Annotated in this window: 11 protein-coding genes; 8 read left to right on the top strand and 3 right to left on the bottom strand. The window is 59.4% G+C overall.

Translation table 11 applies throughout. From position 1 onward, the window contains the following. Window positions 1–68: 68 nt before the first annotated feature. The 4 genes from LQE90_RS06260 to LQE90_RS06245 all read left to right on the top strand — a co-directional run bounded on the left by LQE90_RS06260 (window position 69) and on the right by LQE90_RS06245 (window position 4,699). Window positions 69–926 carry a hypothetical protein gene (locus tag LQE90_RS06260; RefSeq protein ID WP_216528741.1) on the top strand — a complete coding sequence of 286 codons (858 nt, stop codon included), beginning with the start codon at window positions 69–71 and terminating at the stop codon, window positions 924–926. 441 nt (window positions 927–1,367) lie between these two features. Then, on the top strand, window positions 1,368–2,966 hold the full coding sequence (locus LQE90_RS06255; RefSeq protein ID WP_231088227.1) for a response regulator transcription factor: 1,599 nt from the start codon (window positions 1,368–1,370) through the stop codon (window positions 2,964–2,966). A gap of 108 nt (window positions 2,967–3,074) precedes the next feature. Further along, complete coding sequence (locus LQE90_RS06250; RefSeq protein ID WP_216528743.1) at window positions 3,075–3,425, top strand: helix-turn-helix domain-containing protein; 351 nt, start codon at window positions 3,075–3,077, stop codon at window positions 3,423–3,425. Next, the gene (locus LQE90_RS06245) at window positions 3,422–4,699 is read left to right on the top strand and encodes a type II toxin-antitoxin system HipA family toxin (protein ID WP_216528744.1); all 1,278 of its coding nucleotides are present in this window, start codon (window positions 3,422–3,424) and stop codon (window positions 4,697–4,699) included. The genes LQE90_RS06250 and LQE90_RS06245 overlap by 4 nt, the downstream gene beginning before the upstream one ends. A 64-nt stretch (window positions 4,700–4,763) precedes the next feature. On the opposite strand, the gene LQE90_RS06240 is transcribed toward LQE90_RS06245, so the two are convergent. Beyond that, window positions 4,764–6,473, bottom strand: a complete 1,710-nt coding sequence (locus LQE90_RS06240) for an FAD-dependent oxidoreductase (protein WP_216528745.1) — start codon at window positions 6,471–6,473, stop codon at window positions 4,764–4,766. Window positions 6,474–7,408: 935 nt separating this feature from the next. Between LQE90_RS06240 and LQE90_RS06235 the strand changes: the two genes are divergently transcribed. Together LQE90_RS06235 and LQE90_RS06230 are read left to right on the top strand one after the other, a co-directional pair. Then, window positions 7,409–9,229 carry a flavocytochrome c gene (locus LQE90_RS06235; RefSeq protein ID WP_216528746.1) on the top strand — a complete coding sequence of 607 codons (1,821 nt, stop codon included), beginning with the start codon at window positions 7,409–7,411 and terminating at the stop codon, window positions 9,227–9,229. A 191-nt stretch (window positions 9,230–9,420) separates the two neighbouring features. Then, window positions 9,421–10,794: a helix-turn-helix transcriptional regulator gene (locus LQE90_RS06230; RefSeq protein ID WP_231088226.1), complete on the top strand. Its 1,374-nt coding sequence runs from the start codon at window positions 9,421–9,423 to the stop codon at window positions 10,792–10,794. Between the two features lie 217 nt (window positions 10,795–11,011). Here the strand turns inward: LQE90_RS06230 and LQE90_RS06225 are convergent, their stop codons facing one another. Continuing rightward, on the bottom strand, window positions 11,012–12,478 hold the full coding sequence (locus LQE90_RS06225) for a helix-turn-helix transcriptional regulator (protein ID WP_216528748.1): 1,467 nt from the start codon (window positions 12,476–12,478) through the stop codon (window positions 11,012–11,014). A 312-nt stretch (window positions 12,479–12,790) separates the two neighbouring features. Here LQE90_RS06225 and LQE90_RS06220 point away from each other — a divergent pair, with 312 nt between their 5' ends. Then, window positions 12,791–14,608: an FAD-dependent oxidoreductase gene (locus LQE90_RS06220; protein WP_216528749.1), complete on the top strand. Its 1,818-nt coding sequence runs from the start codon at window positions 12,791–12,793 to the stop codon at window positions 14,606–14,608. Window positions 14,609–14,773: 165 nt separating this feature from the next. Here LQE90_RS06220 and LQE90_RS06215 read toward each other — a convergent pair whose 3' ends face one another. Then, complete coding sequence (locus LQE90_RS06215; protein ID WP_216528750.1) at window positions 14,774–15,556, bottom strand: 4Fe-4S ferredoxin; 783 nt, start codon at window positions 15,554–15,556, stop codon at window positions 14,774–14,776. A 176-nt stretch (window positions 15,557–15,732) separates the two neighbouring features. Between LQE90_RS06215 and LQE90_RS06210 the strand changes: the two genes are divergently transcribed. Continuing rightward, window positions 15,733–16,443: a peptidylprolyl isomerase gene (locus tag LQE90_RS06210; RefSeq protein WP_216528751.1), complete on the top strand. Its 711-nt coding sequence runs from the start codon at window positions 15,733–15,735 to the stop codon at window positions 16,441–16,443. The last annotated feature ends 87 nt before the right edge of the window (window positions 16,444–16,530 follow it).

Below are 16,530 nucleotides of genomic sequence, written 5' to 3'. Positions count from 1 at the left end.
TGGGAGCCGGGTTGTCGCTGTGGGGTGGGTGATTCGACACGTTTTCTGGAAGAGATTGAGGATTCGACATGATCAAGTACACGCTGCCTGATTTCACGGTGGGGCTGGGGCTTAACCTGTTCTTCATCAGGTTGCTTGAGCAGCGCCCCGATTGGTTCCAGGACGGCGTTGCCATCGACAGCGTGTACGGATGCTTTCCCAACTGCATCATGAACGGCGGTCGCGCTTACGTGCGCGAACGTGCGTCGAAGGCACAGATGGACGAGGCGTTCTCTCTGTTGGAGGAGCGCGGCGTGAAGCCGCGGATCACGTTCACAAACATGCTTGCCGGCAGCGAGCACTTGGGCGATGCGTACTTCAACGAGATTCTTGAGGTCGGCGCGCGGCATGGAGCCGAGGCTATCGTGTACGCGGATGTCGTGGGCGATTACATTCGCGCGAACTTCGGAATGAAGCTGGTGCTGTCCACCACGCGCGCGATCGAGGATGCGAGTGCGGTGAACCGCATGCTCGATCGTTACGACTACGTGGTGCTCAACTACAATCGCCACAAAGACGCGGCTTTTCTTGCGGCTATCGAGGATGCCGCCCGGGTGGAGGTGATGGTCAACGAGTTTTGCCAGCGCAACTGCCCGCATCGTCAGGAGCATTATCTGCACAACAGCCAGGATCAGATGACGGAATCCATGCGGCCCTTCGCGTGCATCGCGCAGCGCGCTGATTTCTTCGACCATAGGCCCGGCCATCCGGTTATGTTCACCAACGACGAGGCGCGTGCGCTGCACGATGCGCACGGCATCGAGTACTTCAAAATTGTCGGGCGCGGCGTGCCGTTCGCCACGGTGTTGGAGGCCTACGCGTACTACCTGGTGCGCCCCGCGTATCGTGAAGACGTCAAGCGCCTGGTCATGCGCGCTGCGGGGTAAGGGCGGAGGCGCTACCGCGCTTGAGCTCGCAGGTTTTACGCCGCTTGTCAAAACGAGCGAGTTTTGCGGCGATTTTCCACCCCTGAGCGAGCCGTCTCTCAAATGCGTTTTACATCTCCCCAGGTCACGCAGCCGCCAGTAGCTTTTATCCTTGTTCGAGGACCAGCAAAACTCGTTTGTTTTGACAGGATGAGCGGAGCCGGTGCCGCGACGAAAGGTGCCGGTAGCGTCGGGAAAAACTGGGCGCAAATCGGTACCTATGACAATTTTTACCAGCATTTTCGCCATGCGAAGGCTCTTCTTCTCATCGGGCGCCCCCTATCTTGCGCCGCCGACTGCCTGTCGTTGTGCCAGCTGCCCTTAGTGCAAGCTCTTTTGCCAAGCGTTGCGTGCTGTGGTACAAAAGCGGGGCGTGAATGACGGTGGAGGGAGATGGGGCGCATGGTTGAGAGCGCGCAAGGACGGCGCGAGCGGTTGCTCGTGGAGGCTGTCGAGCGGTTTGCGCCGATTCGGCGTTTGGGTTGGGCGTTTCTGCTGGCTTGGGTGTTCTGCGTGTTCTACACCAATGCGGTGAGCGGCTATACCGGCGCGAAGGCTTCGATGCTGAAAGGAGGCGCGGGCTGGGATCTGTTCTTTACGGGGCTGCCTGTATCTATGTCAGTTGCCATGCTGGTGCTTGTCGTGGTGCTGGAGAAGCGGCTGGGGTCGCCTACGCAGCATGCATCGCTGTTCTGGATTGCGCCGTTGGCTACGGCGGTTTCTACACCGCTTTTGTTTTGCGAGCTGCCCGACTTCGCTGCAACGACGATGCTGTTCGTGACGGGCGCGGTGCTCACGGGTTTCGGCAGTGGTTTCATGTGGGTGATGTGGGGCGAGTACTACGCGAAGGTGACGCAGGAGGAAGTAGAGTTTCTTGCGCCGACGTCAGCGGTGACGGCTGCTGTGCTCGTGCTTGTGGTTTCCGCGATGCAGGGTTGGGTGGCGCTTGCGGTGGTGACGGCGTTCCCTCTTCTGTCGGGCCTGTGCCTTTTTCTTTCTTGGCGCGATGCGCAGGAGCGTGACGCGCTGGCCGAGTACCGGGGCGCTATCGAGCAACGCGCGTTTGCCGAGGCGCACGACAGCGCGCGCAAGGGGTTGCCGCGCGTGTTGAGGTCGATGGGGCGCGCCGGATTTGGCATTCTTGCGGCATGCTTGTTCGTGTGCGTCGGGGGCTCGTTTTGGACGGGAGCTTCGGGGCAGGATGCTACGGCTTCTCAGGTGGCGATTGTCGTGAGCATCATGTTCATGCTGATGGTTGGCTTATCGGCTACGGCAGGGCCGCGCCGCGTTTCACTATCGTTTCTGTATCGATGGATGTGCCCGGCTCTCGTCGTGGGCTTCGCTGCGTTCATCGTGTTGGGAGAGGGGGCGGGCGCGTACGTTGCTTACGTAGTGGCTATTGCCGCACGGTTCGCGTTCTGCTTAATAACGCAGATGTACTTTGCGCGCTATGCCGTGCAAGGTGCAGCTACGCCCGTGCAATCGTACGGCTTAGGGTGGATTTTCGTGCATCTTGGCGATCTGCTGGGCGTGATTGCCCTTGTGCTGGTTGAATCCGGTGTGGCGGCGAACGCGTTTTCGATTGAGCAGGTGGCAGCTGTGTCTATCGCGCTATTGGTGAGCTCCACCATGTTCGTGCTGAGCGATGGGCGTGCGTTTGCCTTCGGCGCGTGCAGGGAAGAGTTCGCGCCGCTTGAGGCTTCTTCCGGTTCGGCGGGGTCTGCGAATGCGGGACGCGCATGCGCGGACAAAGCTGTAGACGTGGATGCGACTGCAGCTGGCACCGATGAACTGAGCGCCCGTATTCTTGAGCTTGCGGAACGAAGCGGCCTTACCCCGCGCGAGACTGAAGTGTTCGATCTGCTGGTGCGCGGACGCTCTATCCCTTATGTGCGGGATGCTCTGGTGATCTCGCGCGAGACTGCCGCAACCCATGCCAAGCACGTCTATGCCAAGCTCGACGTTCATTCTCGTCAGGAGCTTATCGATTTGGTGCATTAGCCACCCCGTAACATTTCAAGTGCAATATTCTGCACATTCTTGCATGTGCAGAATATTGCACGTATACTGGTATGCAATATTCTGCACATCAATCAGGGAGGTTCGTGTATGGACGGCGAATCGTTTGCCAGAGAAGTTGGGCACCTTGTACGCGAGCGCCGCAAAACTCTCGGCATAACGCAGAGCATGTTCGCTCAGATGATGGGCGTGTCTCGACGGTTCATCATTTCCCTTGAAATGGGGGAGACTCCGGGCGTACGCATGAACACGCTTTTGCGTATATTCGAGGTTCTCGGCATATCGCTTGCTTTACTCGTCGAGGAAGAGGATGCGGTTGCCGAGGAAGCGAAAGACGGTCACGTGAGTCTGTTGTCGGAGGAACGCGCCAAGAATGACAAGGAGCGCTATTCGAGTGCTTTCGAGAACGCTGTCGGGAAGCTGGGGAGGCCGATCGAGTGAGTGGGGAGATCCTCAAAGTTCTGTTGGCCGGTCGTGTCGCGGGCACGCTCGCGCAGCGAGAAAGCGGAAAACTGTCCTTTGAGTACGAGCGCAACTATCAAGGGCCGCCGCTGTCTTTGTCGATGCCTGTATCCAATCGTACTTACGGAGACAAGCGCGTCCGTCCTTTCTTGTGCGGGCTTCTGCCCGATGATGCCTCGGTTCGCCAAAACATGGGCAGGGAGTTCGGCGTGTCGGGCAACAATCCGTTTGCTTTGCTCGGGCACGTTGGGCTCGAATGCCCTGGCGCCGTGCGATTCTGTGCTGATGAGGCCGTGGAGGAAACGTTGATCGGTCGTTTCGGTGGTCTTGAACCGTTGACGGAACAGGATGTGGCTCGCCGGTTGAAGAGGAGCCGCGAGTACTACGAGGCATCCTGGATGGACGACCGCGAGCACTGGTCGCTAGGCGGTCAGCAATCGAAATTCGCGTTACGCCTTAAAGACGGGGCTTGGTTTCGGTGTTTGGGTGCAGCTGCGACAACTCATATCCTTAAACCCGGTATCGGTCACCTGAATTTCCAGGCGCTCAACGAGTTCGTTTGCATGCGGACTGCTTCCGCGTGCGGAATAGCGGCAGCGAGTGTCGAATACCGCATGTTCGTTGATGAGCCGGCTATCGTTGTCGAGCGCTACGACCGCGTCGTTGACGAGCGGGACGATGTGATTCGCCTCCACCAAGAAGATTTCTGTCAGATTCTCGGGGTTTTACCCGACAACAAGTATGCCGAATACGGTGGTCCCAGTGCCGCTGCGGTGATCGACGTGCTCAAAAAGACGGGAGAGTACGCCGAAGCGAATGTTCGGCGGTTCGTCGAGATGCTGTTCTTCAACTACCTCGTCGGCGCACCCGATGCCCATGCGAAGAACTACTCGGTGCTGCTGGGGATGAAAGGTCAGGCGGTGTTGGCGCCTCTCTACGATGTCGTATCGGCTTTCCCGTACCGTGAGCCAAAGGATCGCATCAAGATGGCGATGAGCGTCGGGGGAGAGAACGAGATCGGCAAGCTGGGCGCTCGTCATATTCGCAGATTTGTCGAAGCGAACGCTCTCGAGGACGTTGGCCTGGATGGAGAAGCGTGCATAGGGGTTCTGGCGCGCTTGGCTGCGAACGTTCCTTCCGAGCTTGAGCGCACGTTCGTCGATTTAGGTGATTGTGACGGTACGGGTGAAATGAGGAGGCGCCTTGTCGAGCCGGTCGAAGAGTTGTGCAGCAAGACGCTCGCCAAGCTCTGAAAGTCAGAAAGGCCCCGGACGGGGCCTTTCTGCTTGGGAGGGAGGGTGTTCTGCTGCTGTGCGCTTACGCAATGCCCAAGGCGTGCTTTGCGGCGATGCGGGCGAACGTGGCGGTGCGGCCTGCGTTGATGCCCGTGAAGTTGCTGGGGTAGTTATGCGGATAGAAACCGCCCTGGTCGTTGCCGCACACGTACAGGCCGTCGATGATGCTGCCGTCCTTGCGCAACGGCTGTGAGTCGGTGTTCGTGATCACGCCGTGGATGGTGACCAGCAGCTCGCCGGCGATGCGCGCAGCGTAGAACGGCGGCTGATCGACGGCGCTTAGGCGGTAGGCCGGCTTGCCGAAATCGGTGTCTTCGCCCGCTGCGACCAGCTCGTTGTAACGCTCGATAGTGGCCTTGAACGCAGCGGCTTGATCGGCGTCGAGTTTCATGGCTTTGGTCAGCTCGTCGAGCGTGTCGCACTTCTTGAGCGCGCCCGATTCGATACGCGGCTCCAGCCAGAACGAGTCCAGGTGCTCTTTCGTGATGGCTTCGCAGTCGTATACGTCGGCGTTAAATGCGGTTCCCGAAGGAGCTGGGGCTAGACGAGAACATCCGCAGGTGTCGAACTTTTGAATGTCCTCCCAGTAGCTGCCATCCCAGACGATCCAAGAGAAATGTCCCGGTTGGTTCGCTCCGCCGGCGTAACTCATGGGGTAGCACTGATCCTCGTTCATGAAGCGCTCTCCGTTGGCGTTCACGTGCAGGAACGGCTGGCTGCCGGGCAAGAAGATGTCGCCGCCCGAGTACGAGCCGTCGAATTCGGTATCGTCGAACATGATGCCGCGGTTCCAGATCATGCAGCCGCCGCCGGCCTCGAGTTCTGCGCCCGCCCATAGCGCCATGCGGATGCCGTCGCCTTCCTCGTTGATGCTGTCGCGCAGAACGCACCAGTTGGAGTTGCCGGGGCATAGATCCTGCAACATGTCATCGTTCGCGCCGTAGCCGCCGGTGCACATAACGACACCCTTTTTTGCGTTGATTTGGATGGTGCCTTTGTCTTTGGATTCAGCTATGACGCCGGTTACTTTGCCGGATTCGTTTTGTACCAGCATTTTCGCCGGAGTCAGGAACATGATTTGGCCGCCCAGCTCACTCAGAACCTCGCTCATGACCTCGAGGTGCGCGTAGGCTCCGTAGTTGGGGCCGTCGGGATTGTACTCGCCCAGGCACGGGTTGTAGCACATGGCGGGGTAGTAGGCGTGCGGGTCGTTGGGGCAGTGCCATTCGAACGGAAAGAGCATGCCCTTGGGCTCGAGCGTTTCCTTCATCCATTCGATCATTTCCCCGGACTTTTCTGCCCAGGTCTTGTACATGAGCATGTTGGCGTCTCCGGACTGCGTCTGGTTTGCATGATTCAGCAGCGTGGGGACGTCTTCATGATGATCGGGCTCGAGTGCGGAGTTGAGCGCGCCAATGGCTTCGCGTGCAGCTTGGACGGCGCCGCCCTTTTCAAGCACGATAACCTTTGCGCCGTTTTGCGCTGCAGTGGTAGCTGCAACCAGACCGCCGTTGCCGGCACCTACAACCACAAGGTCGGCTTCTAGCGTTTCGACGATGTTGGTAGGCATTTCCGGCTTGTCGCGCCAACTTGCCTGCGCAGGTTCCTTGCTGGCTGCGGTTGAGCTTTGCGCTTGAGGCGCGCAGCCTGCGAGCGCTCCGGCTGCAGCAAGCGCGCTGGTTGCGCCAAGCCCTGCCAGAAAGTTGCGGCGGCTGATGGTGTGTTCTCCCATGGTTCCCTCCTTGTTCGTACGGTTTCAACGGAATGCATGCTACGCGCTGCCGTCTGCCTCGTCATCGCGCGGAACCGGGTATATTGGCCCTTGTCCAGGTAAAACGTCGAAGATACCCGAAAACGGGGGAGTGTGGTACAGGGACCCGGCGGCGTCGCCCCTGAGGTTTGAGGGGTTGAAACGAAGGTCTTGGAACCGTTCAAGCCTCCGCTGCAACACGCTGTTTTCTTTGCAGCGATACGCGACCGTCAAGGAGGGAATCATGTCGGATCTACCACACAGAGACTTCATTGCCGGAGGTGTCGTTGCCGCGTTGGGTGGTACGCTCGCACTTGCGGGGTGCGAGTGGCTTTGCGCGCTGCGGGGTAAGGGCGGAGGCGCTACCGCGCTTGAGCTCGCAGGTCTTGCGCCGCTTGTCAAAACGAGCGAGTTTTGCGGCGATTTTCCACCCCTGAGCGAGCTGCTTCTCAAATGCGTTTTGCATCTCCCCAGGTCACGCAGCCGCCAGTAGCTTTTATCCTGGTTCGAGGACCAGCAAAACTCGTTTGTTTTGACAGGATGAGCGGAACCGGTGCCGCGACGAAAGGCGCCGGTAGCGTCGGGGGCTCAGGAAGCCCGCTCGACGCACGACCGGCGCACAGCAAGGCGCACAACGAGGCGGACACGCTCGCTTCGCCCTCCAAGAGCCCTCGGTTGCCGCCGTTTTATCCTAGCCCCAGGATGGTTTTGCGGGCGACGCACGTGAAGGCTCGTTTTCGATGGCGTTATTCCCCCAGTTCAACGGCATCACCCCTGAGGTTTGAGGGAGTAATGCGGGGGTTCTTGAAGCGTTCAAACCTCTGCGGTGATGCGCCGCCTTTTTTGCAGCGGCTAGCATCGTTGCAGTCGAATCGGGAGTTCGGCTGCAACAATACGCGAACATCAAGGAGGGAATCATGTCGAACCTGTCACGCAGGAACTTCATTGCAGGAGGTGCCGTTGCTGCATTGGGCGGGACGCTTGCGCTTGCGGGATGCGCGCCAACGGGGAAAAGCGGTTCGGGACAATCGGGCGCTTCGGGCGAAGGCGCCCGCGCATGGACTGGCACGGCCAACGGCAAGGGCGGCGAGCTTTCCGTGGAGGTTGTCACCGAGGGTGACGCTATCGCCCGTATCAACCTGGTGAAATCGCGCGAATCGTACGGCGTAGGAACTGCGGCGATGGACGTTTTGACCGATCTTATCATCGACAATCAAACGCTCAACGTGGACATGGTGACGGGTGCCACGGTTACCAGCATGGCGTTCATGTCGGCTGTCTCCGATGCCGTCGATGCGTCCGGTATGAAGTCGAGCGAATGGAAGAAGCGCGATCATGCCGTTCCTGCCGAGCCTTCGGATTTGGAGGAGGCCGTTGACGTGGTGGTGGTCGGCGCGGGCGGTGCAGGATACGCTGCAGCCCTTACGGCTGCCGACGCCGGCAAGAAGGTCGTCTTGCTGGAGAAGCTGGGCATCACGGGTGGCGACACTATTCTTTCGGGCGGTGCCATGGCCGTTCCCAACAACTGGTTCCAAGCTAAAGCGGGTATCCAGGACAGCGTGGAGAACATGGCTGAAGACATGATCGTCGGCGGTGATCATGTGGGCGATCCGGCTCTGGTGAACGTTATCTGCAACGGTGCGACTGAAGCCCTGGACTGGTTGATCTTCGAAGGCGGTGTGGCATGGCAGCCTTACGAGCGCTTTTTCGGCGGTCATTCGGTAGCGCGCTCTTTGATTCCCGAGGGCAACGAGGGCAGCGGCATCATCTGCAAGCTTGAAAAGCGCGCCGAGGATTTGAAGAACCTTGTGATCTGCCGTAACACGAAGGCGGAAGAGCTGATTACCGACGCATCGGGCGCGGTCGTGGGCGTGAAAGCTACGAACCTTGTGACGGGCACTGCGCATCAATTCAGCTGCAAGGCGGTCGTTTTGTCGGCCGGCGGTTTCGGCTCGAACGTTGAAATGCGCATGAAGTACAACCCCGAGATGGACGAGAAGATCCTGTCGACCGACTCGGTGGGCGCAACGGGCGACTGCCACGTGATGGCTGAGAAAATCGGCGCGAACCTGATCGACATGCAGTACATCCAGACGTATCCCACGTGCGATACGCAGACGGGTGCGCTGCTCTACGTGGGCAACATGCGCCTGGAAAACCGCGCTATCTGCATCAACAAGGAAGGTGATCGGTTCGTGGAGGAGATGGAGCGCCGCGACGTCATTTCCAATGCTATCAAGAAGCAGACCGACGGCATTGGCTACATGCTGTTCAACCAGGCCGGTTTGGATGCTACCGATATCGCGACGGTGAACGCCGCAGAGTTCGATGGGCTGATGGCGCGCAACCAGTTGGTGAAGGGCGATACCATCGAAGCGGTTTGCGAGCCTCTTGGCGTTGATGCAGCCGAACTGGAAAAAACGGTTGGGAAGTGGAACGGGTACTGTAAGGACGGGAAAGATCCGGACTTTAATTACCGCGCCGCAATGCATCCTATCGAAGGCGGCCCTTACTATCTTTTGGCGTACAAGCCTTCCGTGCATTACACGATGGGCGGTCTGCATATCGATACCGACGCGCGCGTTCTGGACGACGCGGGCAATCCCATTCCCGGTTTGTTTGCTGCGGGCGAACAGGCGGGCCATAAGATGGGAACGAACCGCTTGGGATCGTGCTCGATTACGGATATCTTCGTGTTCGGTCGCATAGCCGGTGCGAATGCGGCGGCGCTCGCATAGCGAGTGATTGCTTAGAGGGGCCCTCCTTGCCCGCTCGGTGATTTGCGCCGGGCGGGCCTCTTCTTGTGTCGAAGGGCCGGTTCCTCTATGATTCCCCCATGAGAAGCGACGCGTTCAAAACAAAGAATTCAACTCCAGGGGCTTCTTCGGCGGAGGATTTTTCGATCTTTCCCAAATTCGATCGAGGCATTATGTTCGATAGCCTGGGGCTTTCATGCTACATAGCGTGGAGCTTCGTTTTTTGGAACGGCTCGATTCTGTTCGGCGATTTACGGCACGAAGTCCCTGTTGGCGAAGCTCAGATTCTGCAAAGTCTGTTGACGGCTGCGGCTGCGCTTTTGCTGGTGCTGCTGGCGCGCAAAATTGCTCCTTTGCGCCGCCGGCGCGTGCTGCTTGCCCTGCTCGCGGTGATTTCGAGCCTGGCTATCGTACTTGCTGCTTTTGCTGGCTTCGGCAAAGCTCCGATGGGTTGGATGCTGGTTGCGTTCGCTTTGAGCGGCGTCGGAAGCACGCTGCGCTTGGGTTGGGAAGAGCGCTTGAGCATGCAAGGAGTGCACCGAACGGCCGTGTGCGCGGGGACGGCTTACCTTTTCGGTTTTCTGCTGTTCGCGTTTGTCTCTTTGCTGCCTGAATGGCCTGCGTTGGTTGCTTCTGTGCTGCTGCCGTTCGGTGCGTGCGTTTTGCTGATGGTCGCCGATCGAACCGGGTCTTTGAAAGACTCCGCCGAGATGGACGTTTCGTTCGACTGTCAGGATGTTCGGAGTTTTCGGGCACGTGCGTCTTCCATCCCTTGGAAGCTGATGGCGGCCATTTCCCTAGCATTTTTCAGCTACGGCGCCGCCAGGGTGAACGGCATCATGGGCGGCTTCGAGGCGGCTGCCGTGTTCCATGGCGCTTTGGCGGGTGCGCCTGCGCTGGCTTCGTTCGCGGCGATCGTGCTTGCGTACTTCTTCTATCGGAAAAACGCCATGCTGGCTTTTTATCTGGCGTTTCCCCTGATGGCGCTGGCTTCGCTGCTGCCTGCCTCGCTTGATCCGTTCGGCGGTGGCACCACGTTTTGCGTAGCGCTTGTGGGGGCGGAGCTTGTCAAGTACCTGGTGTGGTTCCTGCTTGTCGACTCCTTTTTCAAAGACGGGTTGGCGGCGTTGTTGTGCTTGGCCCTTATGCGCTTCGTGCAATGGACGGGAAGCTGCTTGGGCCAAGTTGCGGCGGACGTGCTTCCTACGCCGGAGTCCGTCTCCATTGCCGTTTTGCTGTCGCTTATGGTTGCGCTGCTGATCATCATGGGATCGCCCGCGTCGTTTAAGGGCGTTACGGTTGCCGAAGATGCCGCCAGCGTTTTGGAGCGGCGAGTTGCCCAGGTTGCCGCGCGATGCAAGCTGTCTCCGCGCGAGCAGGAGGTTCTTGCTATCTGGGCGACCGGCCATACTGGTGCGTACATAGAGAAGCGCCTGTTTATCTCAAAGAATACGGTCAAGACCCATCTCAATCATATCTACGCGAAAACGAATACGTCCAATCGCGAAGAACTATTGCAGCTTTTGGAGTCCGTCGACGTGAGATAAGCGACGAACCCGATCGGTGTCGAGGCGTGGCTGGAAAAGCGGCGACGCACCACGTGATCGAATGCTCTCTGCTTTGGTTGCGAAACTCGATTTTGCGGCCGAAGCCTCCGCTGTGTCGAATTGCCATCGATGCGAGCGGGCGCATGTCGATGACGGTTGAGCAGCGGATGGCAACCGTTGCGCCTGGCGATCCGTCGAAGCTTGTGACGGCTTGACCCTACTTCTCTATGCTGCTTTCTTGTTCCAGCAGGTCGATCAATTCTTGTTGCGAATGCACGTTGGCCTTGCGGTAGATGCTCTTCACGTGACTCTTCACGGTTTCATCGCCGATGACCAGCTCCTCGCGGATGTAGGCGCGGTTGCGACCCTTTGCCAGTAGGAAGAATACCTCGATCTCGCGCGGCGACAGGTGGCATCTGCGCGCCAGACGCGTGCCTGCCTTCTCGAAGTTAGACGTTGCATCGGCTTCTTCCATGGGCTTTACGAATCCCCATCCTGTACTGGTGGAGCCATTTCCCAGGGCGAACAACGCGATAATCAGAATAAAGAATATAACGAAGGCCGAAACCATGGCCATTCCCAGATCGTCTTCAATTAAAGAGAGCGTGCACGAAGCGGCTATCGAGCCAACGAATTGCCCCAATTGAATAAAGAGAAGCCCCCAGCATACCACCCACCCCGCAGGGACGTTTCTTCGCGCGGACAGAACCGGCCAGAGCGCCCATAGCACAATGTAGAAGTACTGGTACCCGAACTGATGCACGGCGGTGCCGATAACGTTCCACGGCTCGTGAAGCGGAAGAAACAGGAATCCTGCCGCCATCAGCGGCAGCGCTATCTGGTAGGTAAGATGGTCGAAGTCCATCTTGTACACGCTCATTGTGATGAAGATGGCGAGCGATCCCCCTACAATGGCAACGATATTCAATATGTCGCGTATGACGATCCAATCGTCTCCAACGGGGGCGATCAGTCCTTTCATGATTCCGAACGAAAGCCCGAAAAACGAGGCTACCGCGATCATGCGCACAGGCGGGCGTTCTTTTACTCGCGCGTTGCGGGTTCGTCGCGGCGGGCGCGGCACGCTTTGCTTGAAATGAAGGAAGCATCCCATGCTTATACAGGGCAGAAAGGCTACGATCAACTGGGCAACGTCGTTGGAGAGAAGGCGTATCAGCAGGTAGGCGAGCGCCGCGAAAAGCAGGGCGATCACGCTGTAGTGGACGGTTCGCTTGGGGCCGAGCGACGCGAACAGCTCTGCCCACAGTACCACGACGATGCCGCTGCCGATTCCCGTAAGCAGCGATCCCGCCAGGTAAACGCTCCAAGCCGCCGTTCCTGCCAGGGCGAGCGCGTCGTGGGAAAGCGCTAGGGTTCCAAGCATGGTCAGAATTCCCGCGCTATGGGGCAGGAACCGTATGTCGGCTAGCGGATTGCGAAAGCGCGAACATGCCAACAGGCATGCGATAGTGACCACGTTCGTCAAGAGGGACGCAACCCAGAGGGGTTCAAGGGAGAGCATCGCGATACCTTGCAGCCCGGATGTTTCTGCCGTCGGCGTCAGCAGCTTGCCCTCGCTGTAGAACAACGAGCTCCAGAACAAGCACCAAATCCAAGTCCAATGCGCGGCGAACCCCATAAGATCGGGCGTTCTCCAAAGCTCCTTTTTTAACGACGATGCCATTGAATCCCTCCCTGATGCGGTGCTGCCCGATCTCGCCATGGCGCGAGCGGACGGTCTCCCAACCGCGTTCCCCGCTCGAAATTATACGTCAGGGGTCGGCGATTTTGCTCCTGATCCGCTGACGGGACGTATCCCCCTAACAGGGGGAAATCACGTGCGACGAGCCGTTTTCCCCCTGATGACGGGATGGTGGCGGCTGGGGTTTTCGGTATGGTCGTGTCAGCGCAGCGGAGGGCTGCGCGCGGAGGGGTGTTGCTTTTCCTTCATCGGGCAAGGGCAGCACGTCTGCGCATAGCGAACAAGGAGGGTACCATGGAGGAAGAGAAGATGGGGAAGAAGGGCTTGTCCCGTCGATCGTTCTTGGGCTTGGGCGGTGCCGCGCTGGCGGGTGCGGCGGTGGCCGGGATGGCTGGCTGCGCCCCGCAAAGCGCTGGTTCGGCCTCGTCGGAAGGCGCGGGATCTACGGTTGAGGGCATGCCCGTGGCCGAAAGCGGAGCTTCGGCCGGTCCCGATGTGGCTGGCATGCACAGCTGGGAGATTGCTCCCGACGCTATTCCCGCGGACAAGATCACGAATACCGAAGACTGCGACGTCCTGGTGATTGGCGCCGGTCTCGGTGGATGCTGCGCCACGATCGCCGCGCTTGAAGAGGGTGCTAAGAAGGTTATCACCATCGACAAGAATCCCGAAACGGTGGTTGCTCGCGGCGTGCACATCGCTGGCTTCCATACGAAGGTGCAGCAGGGCTTGACGGAGAAGGGCCTGCTGGAAGAGCCTAACTACAACAACGTGGTGCGTCGTTGGATCAACTGGGCGCAGGGTCGTGTGAAGGAGCCGCTGCTGTGGGAGTTCGCGCACAAGAGCGGCGCGTGCTTCGATTGGCTGTACGACCTGGCTACGAAGAAGGGCCTCGAGGCGCTGCTGTGGGACGGCTACTACAAGGGCCCCGACTACACCGAGTACCCGGTCACGCACATCTTCTATCAGGCCGACAAGTACGAAGAGACTATCAACTTTACGTTCTACCAGGGCTCGGGCGTGGGCGACGTGTACGGCAACGCGGTTCTTGTTCCTGCGCTGTACGAGACCATTGGCGAACTGGGCGGAGAGATTCGCTGGAACACCAAGAGCGAGCGCCTTGTGCGCGACGGCGACGGGCCGGTGACCGGCGCCATTGTTGCCACGGGGAAAGATGAGTATGCGCAGATCAACGCCAAGTCGGTCATCATCGCTTCGGGCGACTATGCGGCCGACGACGAGATGTTCCAGTACTATTCGCCCATGACGGCGTACGCGATGGACGGTCGCTTCTACAATCCGCCCGACTGCGACACGGGCGACATGCATAAGCAAGCGCTTTGGGCTGGGGCGGCCATGCAGAAGTCCGAGCCGCATTCGGCGGTTATGCACCTTGACTTCGGTGCGGCCAGCTACGGTTTCTTGCATGTGAACTGGGAAGGCAAGCGCTTCAAGAACGAAGACGTGAACACCCAGTCCAAGAGCGTCACGAAAGCGCTGCAAACCGAGAAGGACGCTTGGACCATTTACGACTCTCACGGGCTGGAGCAGGTGAAGGCTCAGATGGACGCCGGCCTTGGCGGCGGCTTGCAGTGGGGTCAGCTCACGCAGCCCGTGGGCGGAGAGTACAACCTCGAGGCTCAGAAGATCGTTCTCGAAGGAGAAGTTGAAAGCGGCCAGACGTTGAAGGCTGATTCGCTGAAGGAACTTGCGGAGAAGATGGGCGTGCCCGCCGAAAACCTTGAGACCACGGTTGCCCGTTACAACGAACTGTGCGATCTGGGCAAGGACCTGGACTTCGGCAAGCGCCCCGAGGTTATGGGCAAGGTCATGGACCCGCCGTTCTATGCTGGAAAGCTTGTTGCTAGCCTGCTTACCATGTGCGGCGGTCTGCGCACGAACACCGATTGCCAGGTGCTCGATGCGAAGGATCAGCCGATTGACGGCCTGTATGTGTGCGGCTCGGCTGCTGGAGAATTCTTCGGCGCAGGCGATTACCCCACCTACGTGCCGGGCATCGGTCATGGTCGCTGCGTGACCTTCGGGCGCATCGCCGGCATCAACGCTGCTGGTGGCGATGCTGAAAAGAAGATTCCCAGCTTGGACATTTAGGCATATCCCTCCCAAGGCCGTCTCCCGCGGCCTTGGGTCCTTATCGACGAGCCGTCGCCCCTCCCTCCCTGGGCGGCGGCTTTTTTGCGAGCGGGGAAGCTGCGTCGCGTCTCTTTCTTCGAGAAGGATGCACGTTGGCCTTGCGGTGGGGCGGAGGCTTCCGTTCTACCAGAACAGTTGCGGCTCTTTTCGTTCGAGGCACTTCGATTCCAGCATGGCTATCAGCCGGTCGGTGGGTTCGCTTGAGAAGTACTTCGCGTCCTCGGGGCAGCTCTTGACGCAGGCGCGGCAGTGAAGGCACCCGGCGTCTACGAGCGCAGGATCGTCCTCGTCGATGATGCCAAGCGGGCAGCACGCGACGCATACGCCGCAATTCGTGCATGCGTCCGTGGTGATCGGGCGTACGTCGGCGCCGGGCTTGAGCTCCCGGTACGGGCGGTTGCCTTCGATGGTGGGCGCGGGCGCGCTGTGCGACTGTGCCAGGCGCGCTCCCATCTGCGCGCCGAAACGCTGCGCGACGGCGATGTCGGCACGGTCGGGGCGTCCGGTTCCCACACGGGCTGTGAGCGAGTGCTCGCCGATGAACGCGCCTGCGGCCACCACGTTGAACCCCCGTTCGCTCAGCAGGTCGGCGGCTTCCAGGAGGGCGTCGTCGAAGTGGCGGTTGCCGTACAGCCCTACGATCACGGCGGGCGTGCCGTGGCCTTCCAAGTGCGCGAACTCGTCGCGCAATAGCACGGGTACGCGTCCGGCGTATACGGGGAACCCGAATACAAGCACGTCGTCGGCATTGCACAAAACGTCGGTCGGGCGCTGGCGGGGCAGCGTGAGGTCCGTGGTCTCGATCGTGGCCGAGAGCGGTGCCGATAGCGCGCTTGCCACCTCTCGCACGATGGCTTTGGTAGTGTGCGTGGGGCTGAAATACACGGCGCGTACGATCGATGACATAGCGGCTCCTCTCTTTTCGGAGCTTTCGATGATACTCCTTTTCGCCTCTGCATGTGACCGGGCGCGTCTCCCGCCTTGTTCTTCGGCAAAATACGATGCTCCATCTGATGCGGTGAAATGGGGCGTAGGTATCATGGAGCTTGCACTTGATTCAAGCGATACTAGGAGGAACCGATATGGGACGAATCGTCTTGCCTGTATACACCCCGCACTATCTTCCCAATGGCAACGAGGTTGCAGTTATAGAGACTTCGCGCGGCACGATTCGCGTTGAGCTTGCCGGCAAAGACGTTCCCGTGACGACGGGCAACTTCATAGAGCTTGCGGCACGCGGATTCTATGAGAACTTGAAGTTTCACGCGCACAAACCCGGCTCTGTGGTTCTGGGCGGGTGCCCTACCACGCGAACGCTTGGTCCGGCTCAGGTGGATTCTGCAGCGCGCGGCTTGATCCGCGGCACTCATCCCGGCACCGGAGATGCTCGCTACACTATCGTCGACGAATGGGAAACGAACCCGAACAACAAGCATGTGCTAGGAAGCCTGTGCTTCGCTCATAAGTCCGAGCCGAATTCAGGTAGCTGCCAGTTCTACTTCTCGTTGTCCGAGCAGCCGGAATTCGACGATAAGTTCACCGTGTTCGGGCAGACCGTCGAAGGATTGGACGTGGTCGAGCAGCTGACCATCGGCGACATCATCAAGAGCATCGTCATCGAAGGCGCCGACGACGATGCGTTGGCAGAGGCCATCTCCCACGAAACGCCTCGGCCGAAATCGGCTCGAGAAGTGCTTGAAGAGCTGGAGCGTCGACGTGCGGAAAACGAAGCTGCCGCTCAAAGTCAAGATGTCGTCGAAGCCGACGGTCTTCCCGTGGAGGGTCAGGCGTAAATTCGCTTGAGTATTGTCGGGGCAAGCGAAGCGGCGGGGCGGGACAGGAGGATCGTCGATCTTTCCGTCCCGCCCCGCCGCTTTCTG

It is taken from the genome of Paraeggerthella hominis (assembly GCF_021044775.1).
GTDB lineage: Bacteria > Actinomycetota > Coriobacteriia > Coriobacteriales > Eggerthellaceae > Paraeggerthella > Paraeggerthella hominis.
Note: the sequence above shows the minus strand (reverse complement) of the source record. Positions and strands in the feature narration are given on the sequence as shown.